General features: G+C 73.8%; 10 protein-coding genes. 3 read left to right on the forward strand and 7 right to left on the reverse strand.

Features of this window, described 5'->3' with window-relative positions:
* Positions 1-25 precede the first annotated feature (25 nt).
* The 6 genes from D1781_RS12835 to D1781_RS12860 form a co-directional block, all read right to left on the reverse strand.
* The gene (locus D1781_RS12835) at positions 26-628 is read right to left on the reverse strand and encodes a GDSL-type esterase/lipase family protein (RefSeq protein WP_119482638.1); all 603 of its coding nucleotides are present in this window, start codon (positions 626-628) and stop codon (positions 26-28) included.
* On the reverse strand, positions 625-1125 hold the full coding sequence (locus tag D1781_RS12840) for a GNAT family N-acetyltransferase (protein ID WP_233551326.1): 501 nt from the start codon (positions 1123-1125) through the stop codon (positions 625-627). Before D1781_RS12840 ends, D1781_RS12835 begins: the two co-directional genes overlap by 4 nt.
* A complete protein-coding gene (gene ligA, locus D1781_RS12845) occupies positions 1122-3437 on the reverse strand; it encodes an NAD-dependent DNA ligase LigA (protein ID WP_119482639.1) in 2316 nt (771 codons plus the stop codon). The genes D1781_RS12840 and ligA overlap by 4 nt, the downstream gene beginning before the upstream one ends.
* Before the next feature lie 57 nt (positions 3438-3494).
* Positions 3495-4592 carry a tRNA 2-thiouridine(34) synthase MnmA gene (gene mnmA, locus D1781_RS12850; RefSeq protein WP_119482640.1) on the reverse strand — a complete coding sequence of 366 codons (1098 nt, stop codon included), beginning with the start codon at positions 4590-4592 and terminating at the stop codon, positions 3495-3497.
* Positions 4593-4680: 88 nt separating this feature from the next.
* On the reverse strand, positions 4681-6588 hold the full coding sequence (locus D1781_RS12855; protein ID WP_119482641.1) for a S53 family peptidase: 1908 nt from the start codon (positions 6586-6588) through the stop codon (positions 4681-4683).
* A 136-nt stretch (positions 6589-6724) separates the two neighbouring features.
* A complete protein-coding gene (locus D1781_RS12860) occupies positions 6725-7864 on the reverse strand; it encodes a cysteine desulfurase family protein (RefSeq protein WP_119482642.1) in 1140 nt (379 codons plus the stop codon).
* Positions 7865-7884: 20 nt separating this feature from the next.
* Between D1781_RS12860 and glgX the strand changes: the two genes are divergently transcribed.
* Positions 7885-9909: a glycogen debranching protein GlgX gene (gene glgX / locus D1781_RS12865; RefSeq protein ID WP_233551327.1), complete on the forward strand. Its 2025-nt coding sequence runs from the start codon at positions 7885-7887 to the stop codon at positions 9907-9909.
* Positions 9910-10309: 400 nt separating this feature from the next.
* Here glgX and glgP read toward each other — a convergent pair whose 3' ends face one another.
* Complete coding sequence (gene glgP, locus D1781_RS12870) at positions 10310-12895, reverse strand: alpha-glucan family phosphorylase (protein WP_119482643.1); 2586 nt, start codon at positions 12893-12895, stop codon at positions 10310-10312.
* 129 nt (positions 12896-13024) lie between these two features.
* Here glgP and D1781_RS12875 point away from each other — a divergent pair, with 129 nt between their 5' ends.
* A complete protein-coding gene (locus tag D1781_RS12875) occupies positions 13025-15130 on the forward strand; it encodes an alpha-1,4-glucan--maltose-1-phosphate maltosyltransferase (RefSeq protein WP_407641669.1) in 2106 nt (701 codons plus the stop codon).
* 51 nt (positions 15131-15181) lie between these two features.
* Complete coding sequence (gene glgB / locus D1781_RS12880) at positions 15182-17416, forward strand: 1,4-alpha-glucan branching protein GlgB (RefSeq protein ID WP_119482645.1); 2235 nt, start codon at positions 15182-15184, stop codon at positions 17414-17416.
* Positions 17417-17520: the final 104 nt, after the last annotated feature.

Consider the following 17520-nt stretch of genomic DNA (forward strand, 5'->3'; position numbering starts at 1 on the left):
GCATGCGGACCGCGGGACGCCGCGGCTACCGCGCGACGGGCGGGGCCGCGAGCCAGGCGAGCAGCGGCTCGGTGACGAGCGCGGCGAGGAGGGCGTAGCCGGCGGCGTCCGGGTGGAAGCCGTCGCCCGAGTGCACGGGGCGCCGCCAGACGTCCGCCTCCGCCGTGGCGGCGAGGACGGGGACGAACGGGACGCCGAGCGCCGCGGCCTCCGCGGCGAGCGCCGCCTCGAGGAGGCGGAGGCGCTCGTTCTGCTCGTCGTCGTCGACCGCGGGCGGCCCGACGAGCAGGAGCGGGACGGGTGCGAGCCGCCGCTGCGCCTCGCGGAGGGCGTCGACCGCTGCGGCGGGCGGCAGCCCGACGTCGGGATGCGTGTCGTTCGCGCCGAACGACAGGACGACGCGCGGGTCCTCGGCGGCCGTCAGGCGGGGCCGCGCCTCGATGGCGAGCCGCCGGACCGTCTGCACGGACGTCGCGCCGCGCACGCCGAGGTTGTAGGCGGTCAGGTCCATGCCCCGCGCGATCCCGGCGGCCGCGACCCGGCCGACCCAGCCGAGCGCGGCCTCGTCCCCGGTGCCGGCCACGAGGGAGTCGCCCGCGAAGCAGACGCGCACGTCCCGCACGGTCACGCCAGGTCCTTCGCGAAGTACAGCCCCTCCGCGATCACCCCGGCGTACGGCGCGTACGCCGGGACGGGCCGGTAGCCGAGGCGGCGGTACAGGCCGATCGCCTCGGGCTGCCGGTCGCCGGTCTGCAGGATCACGCGGGTGGCGCCGGCCGCGGCGGCGTCCGCCTCGATCGCGCGGACGAGGAGCGCGCCGACGCCCCTCCCCCGGGCGGCGGGAACGGTGATCAGCCGCTTGAGCTCCCACTCGACGGACGGACCGTGCTGGAGCCGTCGGAGCGCCGCGTGCCCGAGGACGCCTCCGTCGGCGTCGATCGCGAGCCGCACGGACGTCATCGTGGCCGGGTCGATCGCGAACGCGCGAGCCCGCGCCGCCTGCTCCTCCGGGGTCGCGGACCGGCCGACGTGCGCGTAGCGGTCGCCCATCTCGGCGTCCAGGGCGTCGCGGAGGGCAGCCGCTCGCGGGTCGGCCCAGTCCACCTGCTCGAGCCGGACGGTCACGCCTCCTCGTCGCCCGCGCTCGCGGGTGCGACCGCGTCGGGGCCGCCCTCGAGCAGGCGGCGGAAGCCGTCCGCGTCGAGCTGCGGCGTGCCGAGCGCCTCCGCCTTCGTCAGCTTGCTCGCGCCCGGATTCGCCCCGATCACCACGAACGCGGTCTTCTTCGAGACGCTCGAGGCCGCCTTGCCCCCGGCGGCGAGGATCGCCTCCTCCGCCTCCTCCCGCGTGAAGCCCTCGACGGTGCCGGTGACGACGACGGAGAGGCCGGCGAGCGGACCGGCCGGTGCCGACTCGACCGCCTGCGGACCGGGGTGACCGGGGATCTCGAGCCGGACGCCCGCCGCGGCCCACCGGTCGACGATCTCGGCGTGCCAGTCGACGCCGAACCAGTCGATGAGGGCGTCGGCGATGATCGGCCCGACGCCGTCGACGGCGGCGAGCTCGTCGCGGGACGCGGCCCGGATCGCCGCGAGCGAGCCGAAGTGCTGCGCGAGCGCCCGTGCCGCGACGGGGCCGACGTGCCGGATCGACAGCGACACCAGGTAGCGCCACAGGTCGCGGGTCTTCGCGATCTCGAGGTTCGCGAGCAGGTCGACCGCCTGCTTCGACGGGAAGCGCGCGTCCGCGTCGAGCGGGGCGCCCGCCTCGCGGGCCGCCCGCCGCTCGTCGGCGTTCGCGTTCCGCTGGAACGGCGCGAGCCGCTTCTCCGTGCCGTCCTCGTTCAGGCGCGGCATCCCGGTATCGGGGTCGCGCGGCACGACGCGGATCGGCAGCAGGTCGTCCATCGAGAGGTCGAACAGCCCGGCCTCCGTGACGAGCGGCGGGGTCTCCGGGATCGACGGCTGCGTCAGCGCCGCCGCGGTCACCTCGCCGAGCGCCTCGATGTCGAGCGCGCCGCGCGAGCCGATGTGCTCGACGCGCCCGCGGACCTGGGCCGGGCAGCTGCGGGCGTTCGGGCAGCGGAGGTCGACGTCGCCCTCCTTCGCCGGCTTCAGCGGCGTGCCGCACTCCGGGCACCGCTCCGGCATCACGAACTCGCGCTCGGTGCCGTCGCGCAGCTCGACCACCGGCCCGAGCACCTCGGGGATCACGTCGCCCGCCTTGCGCAGCACGACGGTGTCCCCGATCAGGACGCCCTTCTCCTTGACGACGTCCTGGTTGTGCAGGGTCGCCTGGCGCACCTCGGAGCCCGCGACGAGCGCCTTCTCCATCACCGCGAACGGCGTGGCCCGGCCCGTGCGGCCGATCGAGACGACGATGTCGAGCAGCTTCGTGTGCACCTCCTCCGGCGGGTACTTGAACGCGGTCGCCCAGCGCGGCGAGTGGCTGGTCGCGCCGAGCGCGACGTGCAGGTCGAGGTCGTCGACCTTGATGACGATGCCGTCGATCTGGTGCTCGACCGAGGCCCGCTGCGCCCGGTACTGCTCGATGAAGCCCCACACCTCCTCGACCGTGTCGAAGACCCGGTAGTGGGTGGAGGTGGGCAGGCCCCACTCGGCGAGCAGGTCGTACACCTGGCTCTGCGCGGTCACCGGGGTGTCCCGCTCGATCTGCTCGACGGGCCAGGCGCCGATCCCGTGCACCAGCATCCGGAGGCCGCGGATGCGCGCCTCCATCAGCGCGAGCTTCTCCGGCGATTTGCCCTCGGACTTCTGCCGCAGCGACCCCGACGCGGCGTTCCGCGGGTTGGCGAACAGCCGCTCCCCCGCCTCCGCCTGCCGGGCGTTCAGCGCGTCGAAGTTCTCGACGGGGAAGAAGATCTCGCCGCGGACCTCGACGAGGTCGGGGTGCCCGCTGCCCTTCAGCCGGAGCGGGATCGTGCCCATGATGCGGACGTTCGGCGTCACGTCCTCGCCGGTGATCCCGTCGCCGCGGGTGGCCGCGGAGCTGAGCACGCCCCGCTCGTAGCGGAGGTTGATCGCGAGGCCGTCGATCTTCAGCTCGCTGAGCCAGCGCACCGGCGCCTCGGGCAGCGCCTTCGCCGCGTCCCGCTGCACCTTCTCCGTCCACGCCTCGAGCTCGCCGCGGCTGAAGACGTTGTCGAGCGAGAGCATCGGCTCGCGGTGCACGACGGGCGCGAACAGCGTCGTCTCGGGCGCGCCGCCGACGGTCCGCGTCGGGCTGTCCGGCCGGAGTAGCTCGGGGTGCTCCTCCTCGAGCGCCTGGAGGCGGCGGACCAGGGCGTCGTAGTCCTGGTCGGACGCGGTCGACTGGTCGCCCTCGTAGTACTCGTGCCGGAGCCGGTTGATGCGCGCGGTGAGGTCGGCGACCTCACCGGCCGCGTCGACGGAGGCCGGGGTCGCCGTGTCGCTCATGCGGCGAGCATAGGGGCGCCCACCGACAGCTCCCGGAGCGACGAAACGCGGCTCCGATCAGGTAGCGGGCACCGCGGCGACCGTGCGGTCGACCGTGATCTGACCGAGCACGCGCGTGCCGTCGTAGAGCACCGCGCTCTGCCCCGGGGCGAGCCCGAGGATCGGCTCGTCCGGCCGCACGACGAGCTCGGCGCCCTCGAAGGCCGCCGTCGCCGGCACCGGTTCGGCGTGCGCGCGCACCTGCACGTCGCAGCGGAACATGTCCGCGCCGGGCCGCGGACCGGCCCACGACATCCGCGCCCCGGCGAGCGCGCCGACCGCGAGCGCCTCCTTCGGCCCGACCACCACGGTGTTCGACGCGGGCTTCACCTCGAGCACGAACCGCGGGCGACCGTCGGGCGCCGGTCGCGTCAGGGAGAGCCCCCGGCGCTGGCCCACCGTGTAGGCGAGCGCGCCGTCGTGCCGGCCGACCTCCGCGCCCGTCTCGTCGACCACCGGGCCGGCCTCGCTGCCGAGCCGGCCGGCGAGCCAGCCGCGGGTGTCGCCGTCGGGGATGAAGCAGATGTCGTGGCTGTCCGGCTTCGACGCCACGCGGAAGCCGCGCTCCGCCGCCTCCGAGCGCACGACCGCCTTCGACGGCGTCTCCCCCAGCGGGAACATCGCGTGCGCGAGCTGCTCGGCGGTCAGCACGCCGAGCACGTACGACTGGTCCTTCGCCTCGTCGGAGGCGCGGTGCAGCTCGCGCCGGCCGTCCGGCCCGGTGCGCACGACGGCGTAGTGCCCGGTGCAGACGGCGTCGAAGCCGAGCGCGACGGCGCGGTCGAGCAGCGCGGCGAACTTGATGCGCTCGTTGCAGCGCAGGCAGGGGTTCGGGGTGCGACCGGCGGCGTACTCGGCGACGAAGTCGTCGACGACCTCCTCCGCGAACCGCGCGCTGAAGTCCCAGACGTAGAACGGGATGCCGATCCGGTCGGCGACGCGGCGGGCGTCCATCGCGTCCTCGATCGTGCAGCAGCCGCGCGCGCCGGTGCGGAGCGTGCCCGCGTTCCGGTTCAGCGCGAGGTGCACGCCGGTCACGTCGTGCCCCGCCTCGACGGCGCGCGCCGCGGCGACCGCGGAGTCGACGCCGCCGCTCATCGCCGCGAGCACCTTCATGCCGACCAGGCTCGCACGGTTCGGGCCCGCCCCGGCGCCGACCTCCGTCTCGCAGGCAGGACGTGCCGACGAGACGGAGGCGACGACGTCAGAGGCGGCCGAGGGCGACGAGCGCCGCCGGGGTCAGCTCCCCGAGCCCGGTCGGCAGGTCGTAGCCCCGCCGCGCTGCGAGCGAGGAGTCCCGGTCGAGGGTGACGAGCAGCGTCGGCGAGTGCCGCATGGTGGAGGTGACGGCGACCGCCCGTCGGGTCGCGCTCGGCGCGACGTCGCGGAACACGGCCGGGGTCGAACGGCCGAGGGCGTAGAGCGCCGGGTTCGCGAAGCCGATGCGCCGGCCCGTGGCCTGCTGGGCGAGCGCCATCTGCGCCGCGACGATCGGGGTCGCGAGCGAGGTGCCGCCGGCCGCGGTGGTCGTGTAGCGGCCGGACGGGCCGCTCGGGCGGAACCCGACCTGGAAGCCGGTGGTCGAGGCGGCGAGGGCCGCGACGTCGGTCGAGGTCCGCATGCCGCCCGCGAGGCCGGCCGGGACGACGCCCCGCTGGTAGCCGGGCGCGGCGAAGAGGCTGCTCGCACCGCCGCCCGCGCCGGCGGCGAAGTCGCCGGGCAGCTTCGGGGACCACTTCGCGTGCGGCTTCCCGGACAGGACCGAGACGTTCTCGCCCCAGACGGTGGTGAAGACGCGCTTCCCCTTCTTGTCGACGCCGACCGCCGTGCCGCCCACGGCGGTGACGAACGGCGACGACGCCGGGAAGTCGACGGCGGGGGTGCCGAGCAGCGCGCTGTCGTCGCCGAGGTCGCCGCTCGCGAAGTAGAGGCCGACGCCCTGACCCGCGGCCTGCAGCTGCTGGTGCAGCATCACGACCATGCTCTGCTTCGTCGCCGGGTCGGCGGAGGAGTCCGCAAGGGTGTCGAGGCCCGTCGCGCCCCAGCTGTTCGAGACGATCGACGCGAGGCCGCCGTCGAGCACGCGGGACATCGCGACGTCGAAGCCGGAGCCGCAGTCGCCGGCGCCGACGAACACGAGCCGGGCCTTCGGCGCGACCGCGTGGATCGCCTCGAGGTCGAGCGCCTGCTCCGGCTGCCAGTCCGCGGCGGAGCAGCCGAACGACTCCTCCGTCGCCGCGGGACGGATCTCGGTGTAGGCGGCGGCGGGCAGGCCGTTGCGCGTCGAGTAGGTGGCGAGGTCGCGCCGCATGGACGGCGAGCCGAACGCGCCGACGACCGCGACGGTCTGGCCGGCACCGTCGAGGCGGGACCCCTTCAGCCCGTACATCGCGCGGAGCTGGGCGGCGCTGTAGCCGCAGAGCGGGGTGCTCGCGGTGCGGGCGCCGTAGGCCTTCCGCGGGAGCTTCACGACGTGCTGGCGCCAGTAGGCGGAGCAGGGCGAGACCGTCGGCCGCTTCGTCGCCTTCGCCGCGGGCCCCGCGGTGAACCGCGGGTGGGCGAACGTGACGGCGGCCACGGAGCGCGCGACCGGCTGCGGCAGCGTCGCGGCGCGGACCGGCGCGACGCGCTGCTCGCCGTCGACGTCGAACACGTGGAGGCGGGTGGCGAAGAACGCGTCGACCTGTGCGGCGGAGCCCTTGAGCAGGAGGAAGAGCCGGCTCGACGGCACGGTCTCGACGGTGAGGCCCGCGGCGCGGACGGCGTCGGCGACCGTGTCGACGGTCGCCTGCGTCGGGGCGAAGCGCGCGGTCCACTCCTCGGGCGACAGCACCTGCCGGTACTGCGGCGAGCCCGGGGTCGAGACGGCGAGCGCGAAGGCGCGGGCGGCGGGCTCGTCGGGCAGCTGGAGGGCGAGCTCGAGCTCGACGTCGGTGGACGCGGCCACGGCGCCGCTGTCGGCGGTCGCGGACGCCCAGGCGGGGCGGGCTGCGGGCACGGCGACGCGGCGGGTGTCGGCCTGCGCGGGCGAGGCCGCGAGCAGGGAGGCGGCCGTGACGGCGGCGGCGAGGAGGACGGCGGTTCCGCGGGCGTGCGGGAACGGACGGGGCACGGGGAGGACCTCTGGGGCGAGGAGGCGGGCGCTGGGTGGGCGCCGGCTCCGGACGGGTCACCCGGAGCGGGGCGACTCTACGGTCGGGCGCCGACGCCGGACAGGCCCCCGAGCGAGGGGTCGGCTGCGCTCGGGATCAGCGGGCGACGGCGGGCGCGAGCGCCGGCAGCGCGGCGAGGAGGGCGTCCACGTCCGCCTCGCTCGACGAGTGGCCGAAGGTGATCCGCAGGGCGCCCAGGGCGGCCTCCTCCGGCAGGCCCATGGCGAGGAGCACGGGCGAGATCCGCGTGACGCCGGCGAGGCAGGCGGACCCCGTGCTCACGGAGATGCCGGCGGCGTCGAGGAGGAGCAGGAGCGACTCCCCCTCCGCGCCCTCGACCGTCACGTGGAGGTTGCCCGGCAGGCGGTCCTGGCCAGGGTCGGCGCCGCGCAGGACCGCGCCGGGCAGCTCCGCGAGCAGCCCGGCGAGCGCCCGGTCGCGGAGCGCCGCGACGCGGGCCGACTCGGCGGCGAGCCCGGCGACCGCCTCCTCCGCCGCGACGGCGAAGGCGAGGGCCAGGGCCGCCGAGGGCGTGCCGGAGCGGAGGCCGCGCTCCTGGCCGCCGCCGTGCAGGATCGGCGCGAGCGGGGCCGCGCGCCCGGCGAGCAGGGCGCCGACGCCGGCAGGTCCTCCGACCTTGACGGAGGAGAGGCTCATCAGGTCGGCGCCGCTGTCGTCGAACCGCGTGGGCACGGCACCGAACGCCGCGATCGCGTCGACGTGGACGGGTACGCCCGCGGCGTGCGCCACGGCGACGAGCCCGGGGACGTCGTTGACGGAGCCGACCTCGTTGTTCGCCGCGAGCACCGTGACGACCGCTGCGTCGGGCGCCGCCGCGAGCGCGTCCGCGAGCACCGCGGGCACGAGCCGCGCGGTCGCGTCGACCGGGACCTCGACGAGCCGGGCGCCCTCGCGCCCGAGCGCCTCCGCGGTCTCGACGGTGGCGGCGTGCTCCCCGCCGGGCACGAGCACCGCTCCCCCGCCGCGGGCGCGCCAGGCGCCCGTGATCGCGAGGTTCACCGCCTCCGTGCCGCCCGAGGTGAAGAGGACCTCGACCGGCTCGCACCCCGCTGCCGTGGCGAGCCGCTCCCGCGCCTCCTCGAGCAGCGCGCGGGCCGCCTGCCCGTGCCGGTGCACGGACGACGGGTTCCCGACCGTGCCGAGGGCCTCGGCGAGCGCGAGCGCGGCCGCGGGGCGCAGCACCGTGCCCGCCGCGTGATCGAGGTAGACGGACATCGCGTCATTAGGGTAAGCGCGTGCAGGCCGCCGAGACCGCCGTGATCGACCGGTACCGGGACCTCGGGGTCCGCCAGGGTCCCGACGGCGGCGTGCTCCGCGTGGCGAGCGCCACGGCGACCGGCATGGAGCTGTGCCTGCTGAGCGAACGGGACCCCTCCTGGGTCGAGCGCCGCGTGCGGATGCAGCGCGGCGACGACGGGATCTGGACCGGCGGGTCCGCCCTGCTGACGCCCGGGCGGCGGTACGCGATCCGCGCCGCCGGGCCCGCGGGCCCGCGCGACGCGTTCGACCGCTCGCGGCAGCTGCTCGACCCGTACGCGCGCGGCATCGTCCGCATCGACCAGGACTCCTGGCGCAGCGTCGTCGTCGACGACCGCTTCGACTGGGGCGACGTCCGCAAGCCGCGCACCCCGCTCGCCGAGTCCGTCGTCTACGAGGCGCACCTGAAGGGGCTCACGAAGCAGCTCCGGAGCGTGCCGCGAGCGCTGCGCGGCACCTACGCGGGCCTCGCCCACGAGTCGACGATCGCCTACCTCAAGGACCTCGGGATCACGGCCGTCGAGCTGCTGCCCGTGCACCAGTCCGCGAGCGAGCAGCGGCTGCAGAAGCAGGGCCTCGTGAACTACTGGGGCTACAACACCGTCGGCTACTTCGCGCCGCACGCGCAGTACGCCTCCCTCGCCGCGCAGTCCGCCGGCCCCCAGCAGGTGCTCGACGAGTTCAAGGGCATGGTGAAGCACCTCCACGCGGCCGGCATCGAGGTGTGGCTCGACGTCGTCTACAACCACACCGCCGAGGAGGGCCCGGCTGGGCCGGTGCAGAGCTTCCGCGGGCTCGACAACAGCACGTACTACCGGCAGGACGAGGGCCGGTACATCGACACGACGGGCTGCGGCAACAGCCTCGACTGCTCGCACGAGCAGACCCGCCGCCTCGTGCACGACTCCGTCCGGTACTGGGCGGAGGAGATGCAGATCGACGGCTTCCGGTTCGACCTCGCGGTCACGCTCGGGCGCGACGAGCACGTCACCTTCACGCCGCACGCGCCGCTGCTGCAGGACCTGCTCGCCGACCCCGCCCTCGCCGACGTGAAGCTGATCGCCGAGCCGTGGGACGTGGGGCTCGGCGGCTGGCAGACCGGCGGCTTCCCGAAGGGCTGGTCGGAGTGGAACGACCGCTACCGCGACACCGTCCGCGACTTCTGGCTGACCGACACGGTCGTGACGCGCAACGGCGGCCTCGCCCGGACCGGGATCGGCGCGCTCGCGAACGAGCTCTCCGGCTCCTCCTGGCACTTCTCCGCCGACCGCGGCCCGCTCGCGAGCGTCAACTTCGTGACGGCGCACGACGGGTTCACGCTCGCGGACCTCACCGCGTACAACGCGAAGCACAACCTCGGCAACGGCGAGTCGAACCGCGACGGCACCGACAACAACCGCTCGTTCAACTTCGGGATCGAGGGCGCGACGCGGGTCGAGCGCGTGCTCGCGGACCGGCGGCGGGCGATGCGGAACCTGCTCGGCACGCTCCTGCTGTCCGCGGGCGTGCCGATGCTGCTCGCGGGCGACGAGCTCGGCCGCACGCAGCGGGGCAACAACAACGCCTACTGCCAGGACGCGCCGGTGAACTGGGTCGCCTGGAACCTCGCGGACTGGCAGACGGAGCTGCACGACGTGGTGCGGCGGCTGATCCGCATCCGCCGCGAGCACCCCGCCCTGAGGCCGGCGGAGCACGCCGACGCGACGAGCGCGAACCGCATGTCCTGGTTCAACGCCGACGGCCTGACGATGGACGAGGCGGCGTGGAACACGCCGGAGAACCGCACGCTGCAGTACCTCGCGCAGACGGAGGGCGACGCGACCCTGCTCGTCGTCCACGGCGACGAGACGACGATGCGCGCGGCGCTGCCCGAGGTCGAGGGCGTCGAGGACTACGAGCTGCTGTGGACGAGTGCGGACGACACCGCGTTCGGCCTGCACTCGGCGCCGGGCGAGCACATCGCGATCAGCGGCCCCACCCTCCTCCTGTACGCCGCCCGCTGAGGCCGAGCCCGCACCCCGCGTCGAGCGATCCAGCAGGACCTCGTCGCTCCAGCAGGACCAGGAGGGCCCGCACGTCCTGCTGGACCGCGGATGTCCTGCTCGATCGCTCTCACACCCGCGCAGGAGCCCGCGGCAGAGCCCGGGGGTCCCTCCGTCCTGCCGGCGCGGCTCGGTCCTGCTGAGGCGCTCGACCCCGGGCCGCGTCGAGCGATCCAGCAGGACCTCGTCGCTCCAGCAGGGCCAGGAGGGCCCGCACGTCCTGCTGGACCGCGGATGTCCTGCTCGATCGCTCCCCCACCCGTGCAGGAGCAGGGCGGCAGGACCCGGCTACGACGGCAGGACCCGGAGGCGCCCCGGTCCTGCTGACGCTCCTGGGTCCTGCTGTCGTGCGCCGGGCCCGTCAGTGGGCGACGGAGACGAGGCCCATCTCGGCCGGGTTGGCCAGGTACTCGTTCTTCGGGACGACGCGCACGTTGTAGCCGAAGGAGCCCGGCCGCGAGAGCGTGACGGTGCCCGCGAAGGTGTGCGAGCCGTCGAGCACGATCGCGCCGGTCGTCGTCGCGACCGCGTCGTCCTCGAGGGGCGCCAGCTCCACCGTCGCGGTGTTCACCAGGTCGTCGCCCTCGCGGGAGGTGCCGTAGACGACCTCGACCGCCACGTCCTCCGGCTTCAGGGACCCGAGCTGCACCTGCGCGCGCACGTGCAGCCGGTCGCCGACCTGCGGCACGCGGGCGAGGCCGCCGGACTCCACGTGCACGACCGAGACGCCGCTCCAGGCGCCGGACACGACGCCCTTCCACGCGGCGAGCTCACGGCCGCCCGCGTAGTCGCCTGCGGTGATCGCCTCCGCGGCCTTCGCCGCCGGGGTGTAGAGCCGCGTGACGTACTCGCGGACCATGCGGTCGGCGGACAGCTCCGGCGACAGCGACGCGAGGGTGTGCCGCACGTTCGCCATCCACCGGGTCGGCACACCGTTGCTGTCGCGGCGGTAGAAGCGCGGCGCGATCTGGTTCTCGATCAGGTCGTACATCGCCTCGGCCTCGAGCTTGTCGCGCTCGGCCGCGTCGCCGGCGGCGTCGGCCGACGGGATCGCCCAGCCGTCCTCGCCGTCGTAGTACTCGTTCCACCAGCCGTCGAGGATCGACAGGTTCAGCACGCCGTTCAGCGCCGCCTTCATGCCCGACGTGCCGCACGCCTCGAGCGGACGGAGGGGGTTGTTCAGCCAGACGTCGGTGCCCGGGTAGAGCACCTGCGCCATCGCGATGTCGTAGTTCGGGAGGAAGACGATGCGCCGCCGGACCTCCGGGTCCTGCGTGAAGCGCACCAGCTTCTGGATGAGGCGCTTGCCCTCCTCGTCGGCCGGGTGCGACTTGCCCGCGATCACGATCTGGATCGGCCGCTTCTTGTGCGTGAGGAGCGCGGTGAGCCGCGCCTCGTCCTCGAGCATCAGCGTCAGCCGCTTGTAGGTCGGCACGCGGCGGGCGAAGCCGATCGTCAGCACCTCGGGGTCGAGCAGCTCGTCGAACCACGCGGGTGCGGAGGCGCCCGGGTTCTCCTCGTGCCACGCCGCGGTCACCCGGCGGCGGGCGTCCGCCACGAGGTTCGCGCGCATCCGGTTCCGGACCGCCCACAGCTCGGCGTCGCTCACGCCCGGCCCCGCCCAGTCCGCCGCGGTCGTGTCGGAGGTGCCGAGCTTCCGCTGCGACAGCTCGAGCAGCTGCGGGTCGGTCCAGGTCGGCGCGTGCACGCCGTTCGTGACGGACGTGATCGGCACGTCGGAGGAGTCGAAGCCCGGCCAGAGACCGTTGAACATCCCGCGGCTCACCTCGCCGTGCAGCTGGGAGACGCCGTTGGCGTGCTGGCCGAGCCGGAGACCCATGACGGCCATGTTGAACACGTCGTCGGAGCCGCCCGGGTAGTTCTCGGTGCCGAGCGCGAGCACCTCCCACACGTCGACGCCGGGCAGCAGCTCGCCGGAGAAGTACTGCTGCACGAGACCCTTGTCGAACCGGTCGATGCCGGCGGGCACGGGCGTGTGCGTCGTGAAGACCGTGCCGGCGCGGACGACCTGCAGCGCCTCCGCGAAGGTGAGCCCGTCGTGGATGAGCGTCGAGATGCGCTCGAGGCCCTGGAAGCCCGCGTGGCCCTCGTTGGTGTGGAACACCTCGGCCTCGGGGCGCCCGGTCAGCTCGGTCCAGATGCGGAGGGCGCGCACGCCGCCGATGCCGAGCAGCACCTCCTGCAGCAGGCGGTGCTCGCCGCCGCCGCCGTAGAGGCGGTCGGTGACGTCGCGGAGGGCGTCCTCGTTCTCCGGGATGTCCGTGTCGAGCAGCAGCAGGGTGACCCGGCCGACCACGACCTGCCAGATGCGCGCGTGCAGCGTGCGCCCGTGCGGCAGCGCGAGCGAGACGAGCGCCGGGGCGCCGTCCGCGTGGCGCGTGAGGGTGAGCGGCAGGCCGTCCGGGTCGAGGACCGGATACGCCTCCTGCTGCCAGCCGTCCGCGGAGATCGACTGCTTGAAGTAGCCCGACCGGTAGAAGAGGCCGATGCCGGTCAGCGGCAGCCCGAGGTCGGACGCGCTCTTCAGGTGGTCGCCGGCGAGGATGCCGAGCCCGCCCGAGTACTGCGGCAGGGCCGCGGCGATGCCGAACTCCGGCGAGAAGTAGGCGATGTGCGCGGGCGCGTCGGAGAGCGACTGGTACCACCGCGGCTCGCTGCTGTACGTCGCCAGGTCGTCGCGGAGCGCGTTCGCTCGCGCGACGAAGTCGGCGTCGCCCGCGAGCGCCTCGAGCCGCGCGGGGCTGACGGCGCCGAGCAGCGCCACCGGGTCGCCGGCGATCGACTGCCAGATCTGCGGATCGATCTCCGCGAAGAGCCGCCGCGTCGGCTCGTGCCACGACCACCGGAGGTTCGCAGCGAGCTCGTCCAGCGCCGACAGCGACGCGGGCAGCACGGTTCGGACGGTGAAGCGACGGATTGCTTTCACGGGGCGTTGGCTCCTCGACGTCGGCTGGCTCCGTCACCCTAGAGCGTCCCGGTGACGCCGATGGAAGCGCTTGCATCCGCGTCGTGCGGCGCCCATGCGGCTTTCAATCGGTTCTCCTATGGTGTGCGCGTGGCTGACACCCAGGCAGCGGAAGGCGGACCGGCGACGACGCGGTCGCGGAGCACCGGCGTGCGCTCGGCGCAGGCGCGGCGCACGTCGAAGAAGGCGGAGGCCTGGACCCCGGTCCTCGGCCGCATCCCGATCCTCGACCTCTCCCCCCAGCAGCCCGACGACCTCTGGCCGGCGAAGGCGTTCGACGGCGAGGTGGTGCCGTTCGGGGCGACGGTGTTCAAGGAGGGCCATGACGTCATCGGCGCCGGGCTCGTGCTCACCTCGCCGACCGGCCGCATCGTGCGCCGCCCGATGGTGCAGGTGAACCCGGGGCTCGGCCGGTGGGCCGCCTCCGCGAAGGTCGACGAGGTCGGCCCGTGGACGTGGCGGGTCGAGGCGTGGCTCGACGACTGGGGCACCTGGCTGCACGACGCCGGCATCAAGATCCCCGCCGGGATCGACGTCGAGCTCATGTTCGAGGAGGGCGCGCGGCTGCTCGAGCGCGCCGCCGAGGAGGGCACGCGCGGCGAGGACGCGCCGGCGCTGTTTCGCGACACCGCGGGCGCGCTGCGCGACGCCGGGACGGACCCGCAGACGCGCTGGGGCATCGTCACCGAGGGCCGCGTCGCCGACACGATCGCGCTGGCGCCGATCGCGAGCCTGCTGACCCACGGCCCGGTCCGCACGCTGCGCGTCGAGCGCCTCCGCGCGGGCTACGGCGCCTGGTACGAGTTCTTCCCGCGCTCCGAGGGCGCGATCCGGCACGACGACGGGTCCTGGACCTCCGGCACCTTCCGCACGGCGGCGCTGCGGCTGCCCGCCGTCGCGGAGATGGGCTTCGACGTCGTCTACGTGCCCCCGGTGAACCCGATCGGCCGCACCAACCGGAAGGGCCCGAACAACACGCTCACGGCGGGCCCGAACGACCCGGGCTCCCCCTACGGGATCGGGTCGGAGGCCGGCGGGCACGACGCGATCCACCCGGACCTCGGCACCGAGCAGGACTTCCTCGACTTCCTCGACGCGGCGAAGCGCCTGAACCTGGAGGTCGCGCTCGACATCGCCCTGCAGGCGTCGCCCGACCACCCGTGGGTGCAGGAGCACCCGGAGTTCTTCACGACGCTCGCCGACGGCTCCATCGCCTACGCCGAGAACCCGCCGAAGAAGTACCAGGACATCTACCCGCTGAACTTCGACAACGACCCCGAGGGGTCGTACGCGGAGATGCGCCGGGTCTTCCAGGTGTGGATCGACCGGGGCGTGCGGATCTTCCGGATCGACAACCCGCACACGAAGCCGCTCGCCTTCTGGGAGCGTCTGCTGCACGACGTGAACGCCGCGCACCCGGACGTGATCTTCCTCGCGGAAGCCTTCACGCGCCCGCCGATGATGCGCGGGCTCGCGAAGGTCGGGTTCCAGCAGAGCTACACCTACTTCACCTGGCGGAACACGAAGGAGGAGCTGACCGAGTACCTGGTCGAGCTCTCCCAGGAGACGGCCGACTACATGCGGCCGAACTTCTTCGTGAACACGCACGACATCCTCACGCCGTACCTCCAGTTCGGCGGCTGGGCGGCCTACAAGATCCGGGCCGCGCTCGCCGCGACCTCGGTGCCCGTCTGGGGCGTCTACTCGGGCTACGAGCTGGTCGAGAACGTCGCCCGGCCGGGGGCCGAGGAGAACATCGACAACGAGAAGTACGAGTACCGGCCGCGCGACTGGGCGAAGGCGGCGATGCTCGGCACGACGCTCGCGCCCTACATCGCGCGGCTCAACGGCATCCGCCGCAGCCACCCGGCGCTCGGGCAGCTGCGGAACATCCACTTCCACTGGACCGAGTCGGACGCGGTGATCGCGTACTCGAAGCACCTCGACGCCGAGTTCACCGGCACGGGGCGCCCGGACACGATCATCGTCGTCGCGAACCTCGACCCGCACGGCGTCCGCGAGACGGTCGTCCACCTCGACCCGACGGCGTTCGGGCGGCTCCCGGGCGACTCGTTCGTCGTCCGCGACCTGATCACCGGCGCCCGCTGGCAGTGGGGCGCCGACGACTACGTCCGCCTCGATCCGTTCACCGAACCCGTCCACGTCCTCGTCGTCGAGGACGACCAGGACCACTGATCGTCCTCGCCGTCCTGGACGCCTGTCCTGACGGCCACCCGGGAGGCCACCATGCCGAAGAAGACCGACGTCGCCGCCGATCTCACGACCACCGACGCGCCCGCCGACGCGGGCCCCATCGCGCCGATCCCCGCGGACGACGAGCTCGCGCGGCTCGCGGACGGGACGCACTCCGGGCCGCACGCCGTGCTCGGGCAGCACCCGATCGAGGGCACGGAGGCCGTCGTGATCCGCGCGCTGCGCCCGCTCGCCGTGCAGGTGGTGGCCGTGCTCGAGAACGGCGCGCGCATCGAGCTCGGGCACGTCGGCTCGGGCGTGTGGCAGGGTGTCTCCGTCGCCGGCTTCCAGGACTACGTCCTCGAGACGACCTACGAGGGCGACGCGGTCTGGACCGCGGACGACCCCTACCGGTTCCTGCCGAGCGTCGGCGAGGTCGACCTGTTCCTCTTCGGCGAGGGCCGCCACGAGCGCCTCTGGGAGATGCTCGGCGCGCACCACCGCGAGCTGCAGGGCGTGTGGGGCACCTCGTTCTCGGTCTGGGCGCCGCACGCGCAGGCCGTGCGCGTCGTCGGCGACTTCAACTCGTGGGACGGCCGGCTGTACCCGATGCGCCGACTCGACGAGACCGGCGTCTGGGAGCTGTTCATCCCGGCGCTCGACCCGTACAACGCCTACAAGTTCGAGATCCTCACCCGGGCCGGCGAGTGGATCGAGAAGGCCGACCCGATGGCCCGCCACGCGGAGCGCCCGCCCGCCACGGCGAGCGTCGTCACGGAGAGCTCGTACCGCTGGAGCGACTCCGCCTGGATGAGCGCGCGCGCCGCCTCGAACCCGGTCGAGCAGCCGATCAGCGTCTACGAGATGCACTTCGGCTCGTGGCGGAAGGACCTCGGCTACCGGGAGGCGGCCGACCAGCTGATCGACTACCTGCACGAGACGGGCTACACCCACGTCGAGTTCCTGCCGCTCGCGGAGCACCCGTACGAGCCCTCCTGGGGCTACCAGGTCACCGGCTACTACGCGCCCACCTCCCGCTTCGGGCACCCCGACGACCTGAAGTACCTGATCGACCGCCTGCACCAGGCGCGCATCGGCGTCTACATGGACTGGGTGCCGGGGCACTTCCCGAAGGACGCGTTCGCGCTCGCGAAGTTCGACGGGGAGCCGCTGTACGAGCACAGCGACCCGCGGCTCGGCGAGCACATGGACTGGGGCACGCTGATCCCGAACTTCGGCGACAGCCAGGTGCGGAACTTCCTCGTCGCCAACGCCCTGTACTGGCTGGACGAGTTCCACGTCGACGGCCTCCGCGTCGACGCGGTCGCGTCGATGCTCTACCTCGACTACTCCCGCAACGAGGGCGAGTGGGTGCCGAACAGGTACGGCGGCCGCGAGAACCTCGAGGCGATCGGGTTCCTGCAGGAGACCACCGCGACCGCGTACAAGCTGCACCCCGGCATCGTGATGATGGCGGAGGAGTCGACGAGCTGGGGCGGCGTCACGCACCCCACCTCGGGCGGCGGCCTCGGGTTCGGCCTGAAGTGGAACATGGGCTGGATGAACGACTCGCTGCGGTACGTCGCGAACGACCCGATGTGGCGCAGCTACCACCAGAACGAGCTGACCTTCTCGTTCGTCTACGCGTTCAGCGAGAACTTCATCCTGCCGATCAGCCACGACGAGGTCGTGCACGGCAAGGGCTCCCTCATCGGCAAGATGCCGGGCGACCCGTGGCAGCAGATCGCGAACGTCCGCGCGTACCTCGCGTTCCAGTGGGCCCACCCCGGCAAGCAGCTGCTGTTCATGGGCCAGGAGTTCGGCCAGCGCAGCGAGTGGAGCGAGGAGCGCGGCCTCGACTGGTGGATGCTCGACCAGCCCGCCCACCGTGCCCTGCTCGGCTACGTCGGCCAGCTGAACCGGGTCTACCGCGAGAACGCGCCGTTCTGGCAGCAGGACGTCTCCGCGGCCGGGTTCAGCTGGATCGACGGCTCGGACGCGGGCAACAGCGTCGTCGCCTTCCTCCGCTGGGACCGCGACGGCAACCCGATCGCCTGCGTCTTCAACTTCTCCGGCCGCCCGATCGGCGACTACCGCATCGGGCTGCCGTTCGCCGGCACCTGGGAGGAGCTGCTGAACAGCGACGCGGAGGAGTTCGGCGGGTCCGGCGTGGGCAACTACGGCTCCGTGGTGGCCGAGGCGGAGCCGTCGCACGGCCAGCCCGCGTCGGTCGTGCTGACCCTCCCGCCGCTCGGCGCCCTCTTCCTGCGCCCCCGCGCCCGGAAGTAGCGCCCCGCGCGCTCCCCCGAGCCTCGAGACCGCCGTCGCGGAGGTCTCGAGGCTCGCGCGCGCTCGCCCCGCGCCCGACGGTGCGGAACCCCGGGACCGGGGTT

This window comes from Amnibacterium setariae (genome assembly GCF_003581425.1).
Lineage (GTDB): Bacteria > Actinomycetota > Actinomycetes > Actinomycetales > Microbacteriaceae > Amnibacterium > Amnibacterium setariae.

Excerpts from the sequence above, each read along its gene's own strand:
- ligA (WP_119482639.1), bottom strand. The coding sequence starts at position 3,437 with ATGAGCGACACGGCGACCCCGGCCTCCGTCGACGCGGCCGGTGAGGTC.
- mnmA (WP_119482640.1), bottom strand. The coding sequence starts at position 4,592 with ATGAAGGTGCTCGCGGCGATGAGCGGCGGCGTCGACTCCGCGGTCGCC.
- D1781_RS12860 (WP_119482642.1), bottom strand. The coding sequence starts at position 7,864 with ATGTCCGTCTACCTCGATCACGCGGCGGGCACGGTGCTGCGCCCCGCG.
- glgB (WP_119482645.1), top strand. The coding sequence starts at position 15,182 with ATGCCGAAGAAGACCGACGTCGCCGCCGATCTCACGACCACCGACGCG.